Raw genomic sequence first — 8,205 nt, forward strand, 5'->3', positions numbered from 1 at the left:
TTGAAGAAACGACACTTCTCCGGCTGGTGGGTTCAGCAGAGAAACAGTCTGAGCATCCATTAGCTGAAGCGATCGTAAAGGGAATAAAGGATAAAGGGATCACGCTATTTAATCCAGTTGAATTTGAAGCTGTTCCCGGGTATGGAATTAAAGCGAAAGTAGATGGCATTGACCTTTTGATAGGCACAAGAAGATTAATGGACAAATACGGTGTTAATGTCCAATCAGCCAAACTTGAAATGGAAACACTTGAGGAAAACGGAAAAACGGCAATGCTTGTCGCAGTTGATGGCAAATATGCAGGTATCGTGGCAGTTGCGGATACAATAAAGGAAACTTCCAGAGATGCAATTAATCGCTTAAGGAAACTGGGCATTGAAGTCATTATGATTACGGGAGATAACAAACGTACGGCTGAGGCAATAGCTGAGGAAGTGGGCATAGATTCTGTAATTGCAGAGGTTTTACCTGAAGGCAAGGCAGAAGAAGTAAAAAAACTTCAGAAACAGGGGAAAAAAGTTGCCATGGTCGGCGATGGCATAAACGATGCACCTGCACTCGCTGTAGCTGATATTGGAATGGCGATCGGAACCGGTACAGACGTTGCGATGGAAGCAGCTGATATTACGCTGATGAGAGGGGATTTAAATAGTATTGCAGACGCCATCCTAATGAGTAAACAAACCATAAGGAATATAAAACAAAATCTTTTCTGGGCTTTTGCATACAATACACTTGGCATCCCGGTAGCTGCGTTAGGATTCCTTGCACCTTGGCTTGCCGGCGCTGCAATGGCGTTCAGCTCCGTATCTGTCGTTTTAAACGCGCTTAGATTACAAAGAGTAAAAATAAAGTGAAACAGTGTGGGCTTTTTCTCCACTGATTATTAGTTGATTCAATCGAGCCTATACGGACTCCTCTAGGCCTTGAAGTGGAATCTTACTGACCGCTAGACTAAGATAATTGAAAAAACGTTTAATTAAAAAGGAGCAGATAAAATGAAAAAATGGGCCGGTGCAGCGATTGCTTACCTCGTTCTTGTAATGGCAGGATATGCTGTATATGATTTTTTGGGGGCTACCCCAGAGCCGGTATCACATGATAATGAAATGGAAAATCATGAATGAGAAAAAGAACAGAGGAAATTCCCTCTGTTCTTTTTTGTGTACTAAGGATTAAAAGTTTGTAATCTATTTCTCTATATGATAGAATCATCTACAATATATAGTATATATTAAAAAGAATAAAAACTACATATAGATCGTGATTGGTGTCCTAAGAGGACTTAATAGGGAATTCGGTGTAAAACCGAAGCTGTCCCCGCAACTGTAAGTGCAGACGAAAAGAGCATGCCACTGTACAATACGCGTTAAGGCGATTGTATGGGAAGGGCTTTTAGTAGAGTGAAGCACAAGCCAGGAGACCTGCCAGGGCGATCGAAAGTTTCTTATCTTCGGGGATTGAGATGATGAAACGATCGCGTAATGGCCGTTTGTCATCTTCTTCCTGCTATTATTCTATCGTTTGATCCGCTCATTTTCCGGGCGGATTTTTATTTTGCCTTTAGGAGGAAGTAAGATGGTTCAAACCATACAACCGATCGAAATTTTAGAAGAACTTAAGACAGAATTTCCGCAGCTCGGCATTGGGCAGCTATTAAAAAGGTATGAAGAAATGAGCCAGCGGGGAGCAGAGGCGATGTATGACCAGCTTATTCTGGATTGTTTATCTTTTATCAGCATTGATGAGCCTGATTGGACTTTTGCCGCTTCACGTCTGCTTCTTAAGAAGCTCTATATTGAGTCAGGAAAAAATAGAAAATGCCAGCCGGATGATTGCTACAAACATTTTTATACGTTAATTGAACGGCTGACGGCTCTGGGAATTTATGAACAGGATTTATTAGATGAGTATTCAACAGATGAGATAAATGAACTTGCCCGCTTCATAAAGAAAGAAAATGATCGCTTATTTACATATTTGGGGCTGAAAATGCTGGCTGACCGATATCTTGCCAGGGACAAACAGAAAAATCTTTATGAACTTCCCCAGGAGCGGTTTATGATCATCAGCATGGTGCTGATGAAAAAGGAGCCGAAGGGTATGCGGCTTGAACTTGTTAAAGAGGCTTATTGGGCAATGAGCGGTTTGTATATGACTGTTGCCACTCCAACGCTCGCTAATGCAGGGAAGAACTGGGGACAGCTTTCAAGCTGTTTCATTGAGACCGTTGATGACAGTCTTGATTCTATTTATGACAGCAATACCGATATTGCATCACTGTCAAAAAATGGCGGCGGAATCGGAGTATATTTGGGGAAAATCCGCAGCAGAGGCAGTGATATTAAAGGATTTAAGGGTGCATCTTCAGGTGTGATTCCCTGGATGAAGCAGCTGAATAACACAGCCGTCAGTGTCGACCAGCTTGGACAAAGGCAGGGTGCTATAAGCGTCTATCTTGATGTCTGGCATAAAGATATATTTTCATTCCTTGATGCAAAGCTTAATAACGGAGATGAAAGGCAGCGAACACATGATTTATTCACTGGTGTCTGCATTCCGGATTTGTTTATGGAAAAAGTGGAAAGCCGGGGATATTGGTATTTATTTGATCCCCATGAAGTCCGCAAGGTTATGGGCTTTTCACTGGAGGATTTTTATGACGAAGGTGAAGGCGAAGGTTTATTCCGCCAGAAATATAAAGAGTGCATAGATAACCCGAATCTATCAAGGGAAAAAGTTCCTGCCATCGATATAATGAAATCCATCATGAGAAGCCAGCTTGAAACAGGAACACCATTTATGTTTTACCGGGATGAAGTAAATCGGAAAAATGCCAATTCACATTGCGGAATGATTTATTGTACAAATCTGTGCACGGAAATCGTACAAAACCAAAGTGTTACAAAGCGGGTTGAGGAATATACAAGGGATGGGAGAATTATTATCGAAAAACATCCAGGAGATTTCGTTGTCTGCAATCTTTCATCCATCAATCTTGCAAGAGCCGTTAATGAGGGAGTTCTTGAAAAGCTAGTGCCAATACAGGTGCGAATGCTTGATAATGTCATTGATATTAATAGTATTCCAGTGCCGCAGGGCCAGATCACAAACCAGAAATACCGTGCGATTGGACTGGGAACTTTTGGATGGCACCACCTTCTTGCACTGAAAAAAATCACATGGGAAAGCGAAGAAGCAGAAAAATTTGCTGACATTCTATATGAGCAAATTGCTTTTTTAGCGATAAAAAGTTCTATGAACCTGGCAAAAGAAAAAGGAAGCTATTCAGTCTTTAAAGGTTCTGATTGGGAAACGGGCGCTTACTTTGAAAAGCGGGGATATCTGGAGGCAGAGTCAGATATGGACTGGGCTGCATTAAGCAAAGAGGTAAGTGAAAACGGCGTTCGAAATGCCTATATGCTGGCGGTTGCCCCAAATGCATCAACTGCTTTAATTGCAGGAAGCACTCCAAGTATTGATCCTATTTTCAACAAGCAGTACTCGGAAGAGAAAAAGGATTATCGGATACCTGTAACAGCTCCTGATATTAACAGTGAGACCATTTGGTATTACAAATCTGGCTATCATATTAACCAGGAGTGGAGCATCAGGCAGAATGCAAACAGACAAAAACATATAGATCAAGCTATTTCATTTAATTTCTATATACCGAACCATATTAAAGCAATCGATCTTTTGAATCTGCATCTTTCAGCATGGCAGAAAAAATTAAAAACAACGTATTATATCCGATCAACTTCATCTGAGATTGAAGACTGTGAATCTTGCTCCAGCTAAGGAGGACCTTATGAATACTTTAAACAAACGGCCAATTATTAATCAATCGGCGCCTAACAAATCAACTTCAATCATTAACGGGGAATGCTCCAATATTCTTAATTGGGATGATGTCCGCTTCTCCTGGGCCTATCCAAAGTATAAAAAAATGCTCGCTAACTTTTGGACGCCTTTTGAAATAAACATGTCACAGGACATTAAGCAATTTCCGGAATTAACGAAAAGTGAACAGGATGCATTTTTGAAAATTATTGGGCTGCTTGCATTGCTCGACAGCATCCAGACGGATTATGCCGGAAAAGTTGCTGATTATATTACCGACTCAAGCATATCGGCACTCATGATTATACTCGCACAGCAGGAGGTGATTCATAATCACTCCTATTCATATGTTCTATCAAGCCTGGTTCCAAAACAAAAACAGGATGAGGTTTTTGAATTCTGGCGTACAGAACCTATATTAGCTGAAAGAAATGAATTTGTTGTGAACGGATATAAAGATTTTGCAGAGAATCCAAGCGCGGAGAACCTGCTGAAATCTATTGTGTATGATGTCGTTCTGGAAGGGCTTTTCTTTTATTCAGGCTTTGCATTCTTTTATCACCTGGCAAGAAATCAGAAAATGGTTGCCACCTCCACGATGATTAATTACATCAACCGGGATGAACAAATCCATGTTGACTTGTTTGTTAAAATTTTTAAAGAAATTCTGCAGGAAAATCCGGAACTTAATACTAATGAATTAAGTGAATTCGTCCAGGAGACTTTCAAAAGAGCAGCTGAACTGGAGATTGAATGGGCCCGCGAGGTGATCGGCAGCAAAACAGAAGGCATCCTGCTATCCGATGTTGAAGCTTATATCAAATTTTATGCTAATGTCCGCTGCAATCAGCTAGGGTATGAAAGGCCGTTTGAAGACTATCGGACTAATCCGCTCCGCTGGATTGTAGCTTATGAGCAGGTTGACCATGGGAAGTCTGATTTCTTTGAACAAAAATCGAGGCAATATACAAAAGTTCAAATTGATAATGGGTTTGATGAACTATAAAGGGTCATCAGGATATATATAATAAAAAAGATTCTGCTTTGGCGCAGAATCTTTTTTATTAGGAGCGTACAGGTTCTCCAGATACAAAATCAATCTTAAAACCAAGATCTTTCAGCATTTGGTGATCCGCGGTGCTTTCCTGCCCTGCAGTGGTTAAGTAATCTCCAACGAAAATAGAATTAGCCGGATAAAGTCCAAGCGGCTGAAGGCTCCGGAGATTCACTTCTCTGCCTCCGGATATTCTGATTTCCTTTGATGGGTTGATATATCGCATCAGGCAAAGCACCTTCAGACAATAGCGGGGATTCAATTCATCTGTCCCTTCTAATGGCGTCCCATCGATTGCATGCAGAAAGTTAACCGGTATTGAGTCGGCATCCAGGGCTTTTAGGCTTCTGGCCATTGTTATGACATCTTCCTGGGTTTCCTTCATACCAATAATTACCCCGGAACAAGGTGAAATGCCTGCTTCCTTTATTATTTGGACCGTATTGACTCTGTCCCGGTATGTATGGGAGGTAGTGATGCTCTCATGATGATTTTCCGAGGTGTTAATATTGTGATTATAGCGGTCCACTCCAGCTTCCTTGAGCTGCTCAGCCTGTTCAGGTTTTAGGAGCCCGAGACAGGCACAGACCTTCATTTTATAGGTATCCTTTATTTCTTTAACCGCTGAAACTACTTCATTTAGCTCCCTATTGCTCGGGCCTCTTCCGCTTGCAACGATGCAATAGGTTCCGACATTTAGCTGATGGGCCTGCTTAGCACCTTGGATGATAGTTTCCTTATCCATCATCCGGTATTTTTCAATAGGTGCTGTTGAGATGCTCGATTGTGAGCAATAGCCGCAGTTTTCAGGACATAGGCCTGATTTCGTATTAATAATCATATTTAATTTAACATGATTCCCATAATGATGATGACGGATTTTATAGGCGCTGTACAATAAGCTCAGCAGTTCTTCATCTGGACAATTTAAAATACCCATTGCCTCCGAGTCTGTCAGTTCATGTCCTTTTAGTACGTCTAGGGCTAGCTCTTGGAAATTCATATGTATCCTCCTTAGTAAAATGGTTTATGCTGCTCGGTTCATTTTTCTGAACTGACTGCCGGCAAATACTCTTTGCTCCAGCCGATGGGCCATTAACCCGGCAAAAACAGAAAGAATAATGTCTTTTGGAAGGGGGACTGCCATCCACAGCCAAGCCATTTGATAGGTAAACCCCTCAGGTGCTGTAAACCAGAGTTTATAGGCCATATACATCCAATTCGTCCCAAAAACATAATTGATCACCATTCCGATTAAAGCTGCAGTAATATACACCGGAACAGACTTTTTCTTTTCAATCAATTTGCCGGTGACATAGGCTGTTAAAATAAACGATAGGATAAAACCGAAAGTGGGGCTTAATAAGGTAGCAAAACCGCCACCGAATTTTGAAAATACAGGAGCGCCTGCAAGCCCGGCAAAAGCATAGACAGCCATAGTGATAGCCCCTAATCGGCTTCCTAAAATAGCACCTGCCAAAATGGCAAAAAAGGTCTGTAAAGTAATAGGGACTCCCCCAATAACCAAAAATGGGACAAATGAAGTGATATTTGCTCCAACAGCCATTAGGGCGACAAACATGCCAGCCAATGTTAAATCAATCGTTCTTAAACCTGTCTTCATAAAATGCCTCCTGAAAGAATTATATTTATACAATTTAGAATAATAGCAGAAAACGTTAATTGTCAACTTAATTTTATAATGGGTTAACATATAATGTGTTTCTGTCCAGAAATGGAGGGTAAAGTGATACTGCACATTAATATATGACGAAATAGAGGAGGTATAAACATGGCAAGTAGTAAAAACAATATTCACAGTGATAAACAGGAACAATATTTTAAGGACAGAGCAGGTACAGATGAAGCAAGATTCCATGTAGTACCGCATGATGAGGAAGGATGGGCAGTCAAGAAAGAGGGGCAAAACGAGCCTGAGTTTACGGCGGAATCACAGTCAGATGCAGTGGAGAAAGCGAAGAGCATGGCAGAGGAGGCAGGTACAATGGCAATCTTGCATAATGAAGATGGAAAAATAGATGATCTTGTTAATTATGAAGATAAATAAATAATTAATTAAGAAGAGCATTACCATTGAGTAGTGCTCTTTTTTTGTTTGGCTGGGATTGAACAAAAGAGACCTTATTTCTAAAACAAAAAAATTCAGCTTTCAAATAGAAAGCTGTTCAAAAAGAGACCTTGGAAAGAGTGAATTCTAAAATTCGGAACAATATATAGTAGCATAATAGGTTTTAGAAACTATATATTGTTATTTCTGATTCTAGCATAATAAAACATAGAGAGCAAACTATTATTTTAATATATTTAAAATATTCTTTCATTTTACGAATCAGGGAGTAAACACTCTTGAAACAACCAAAAACAATCAAATTTTGATTGTTTTTGGTTTGTTTTGAATGAAAATGATTGATTTTTGCAATCGGTTTCAGTATGATGTAATCAAGAAGAACAACACACCCAGGGAGGTGATGTTTTGTTAACACCAGAGCGCCACAAATTGATTCTGCAGCTTTTAAAAGAAAAAGGTGTAGTGAAAATTCAGGATCTCGTTGACATGACAGAAACATCGGAATCAACAATAAGAAGGGACTTGACCCAGCTTGAAGAAGGGAAGTACTTAAAAAGAATACATGGAGGGGCAGCCAGGCTTCAGGGAAAGCTGCAGGAACCCAGCATGTCTGAGAAGTCATCCAGAAACCTTCAGCAAAAGCGTCAAATCGCCCAATACGCGGCAAGTCTAGTTGAGGAAGGTGATTCCATTTATCTGGATGCAGGCTCGACAGTAACTGAAATGATTCCCTTTTTGCCTGCGAAGGAAATTGTGGTTGTAACGAACGGACTAATGCATATCAACGCATTGCTCGAAAGGAATATAAAAACATTTTTAATCGGCGGTTTTGCCAAGGAACAGACAAAAGCCATCATCGGCAGGGGGGCATTGGCGAGCCTCGAAAATTACCGATTTGATAAATGCTTTATGGGGGTTAACGGTATCCATCCTCAATTCGGCTACACCACACCGGATCAGGATGAGGCAATGATTAAGCAAATGGCCATTTCGCTTTCAAGGGAGGCATTCGTGCTTGCCGATGATACGAAGTTTTCAGAAATCGCGTTTGCCAAGATTGCCGATTTGCATACAGCAGCAATTATTACAAATGAACTGAATGAGGATCAGCACGCCGCCAGCATCAGGGCCTGGCCCGCGCGTGGGGATGGGCCCCAATCCACCAGCCGTTTCACGCGCTCGTCACTCGTCTGTTCCGGTCGGGCATCCCGCACCAGCG

7 protein-coding genes, 1 pseudogene and 1 riboswitch are annotated in these 8,205 nt (G+C 41.1%); of the genes and pseudogenes, 6 read left to right on the top strand and 2 right to left on the bottom strand.

What is annotated here, in order from left to right; translation table 11 throughout:
* The 4 genes from ACEQ1T_RS00005 to ACEQ1T_RS00020 form a co-directional block, all read left to right on the top strand.
* The coding region (locus ACEQ1T_RS00005; RefSeq protein WP_370221360.1) for an HAD-IC family P-type ATPase at positions 1-857 on the top strand (857 nt) is incomplete at its 5' end.
* Positions 858-998: 141 nt separating this feature from the next.
* Positions 999-1,127 (top strand): hypothetical protein, encoded by a 129-nt coding sequence (locus ACEQ1T_RS00010; RefSeq protein WP_280516113.1) that lies wholly within the window; start codon positions 999-1,001, stop codon positions 1,125-1,127.
* A 124-nt stretch (positions 1,128-1,251) separates the two neighbouring features.
* Positions 1,252-1,447: riboswitch (cobalamin riboswitch) on the top strand.
* Positions 1,448-1,578: 131 nt separating this feature from the next.
* Positions 1,579-3,801, top strand: coding sequence for a ribonucleoside-diphosphate reductase subunit alpha (locus tag ACEQ1T_RS00015; protein ID WP_206843167.1), 2,223 nt, complete (start codon positions 1,579-1,581; stop codon positions 3,799-3,801).
* A 10-nt stretch (positions 3,802-3,811) separates the two neighbouring features.
* A complete protein-coding gene (locus tag ACEQ1T_RS00020) occupies positions 3,812-4,849 on the top strand; it encodes a ribonucleotide-diphosphate reductase subunit beta (RefSeq protein WP_206843176.1) in 1,038 nt (345 codons plus the stop codon).
* A 58-nt stretch (positions 4,850-4,907) separates the two neighbouring features.
* Here ACEQ1T_RS00020 and bioB read toward each other — a convergent pair whose 3' ends face one another.
* The gene (bioB, locus tag ACEQ1T_RS00025) at positions 4,908-5,900 is read right to left on the bottom strand and encodes a biotin synthase BioB (protein WP_370221362.1); all 993 of its coding nucleotides are present in this window, start codon (positions 5,898-5,900) and stop codon (positions 4,908-4,910) included.
* Between the two features lie 24 nt (positions 5,901-5,924).
* Entirely contained in the window at positions 5,925-6,521 is a 597-nt protein-coding gene (locus ACEQ1T_RS00030; protein ID WP_370221363.1) for a biotin transporter BioY, read from the bottom strand.
* A 168-nt stretch (positions 6,522-6,689) separates the two neighbouring features.
* On the opposite strand from ACEQ1T_RS00030, the gene ACEQ1T_RS00035 reads away from it, so the two are divergent.
* Together ACEQ1T_RS00035 and ACEQ1T_RS00040 are read left to right on the top strand one after the other, a co-directional pair.
* Positions 6,690-6,965, top strand: coding sequence for a DUF2188 domain-containing protein (locus tag ACEQ1T_RS00035; RefSeq protein ID WP_206843181.1), 276 nt, complete (start codon positions 6,690-6,692; stop codon positions 6,963-6,965).
* A 426-nt stretch (positions 6,966-7,391) separates the two neighbouring features.
* Positions 7,392-8,093, top strand: a pseudogene (locus ACEQ1T_RS00040) (DeoR/GlpR family DNA-binding transcription regulator); the annotation flags it as partial.
* Between the last annotated feature and the right edge of the window lie 112 nt (positions 8,094-8,205).

The organism is Cytobacillus sp., assembly GCF_964223445.1.
In the GTDB taxonomy this organism is placed as follows: Bacteria; Bacillota; Bacilli; order Bacillales; family Cytobacillaceae; genus Cytobacillus.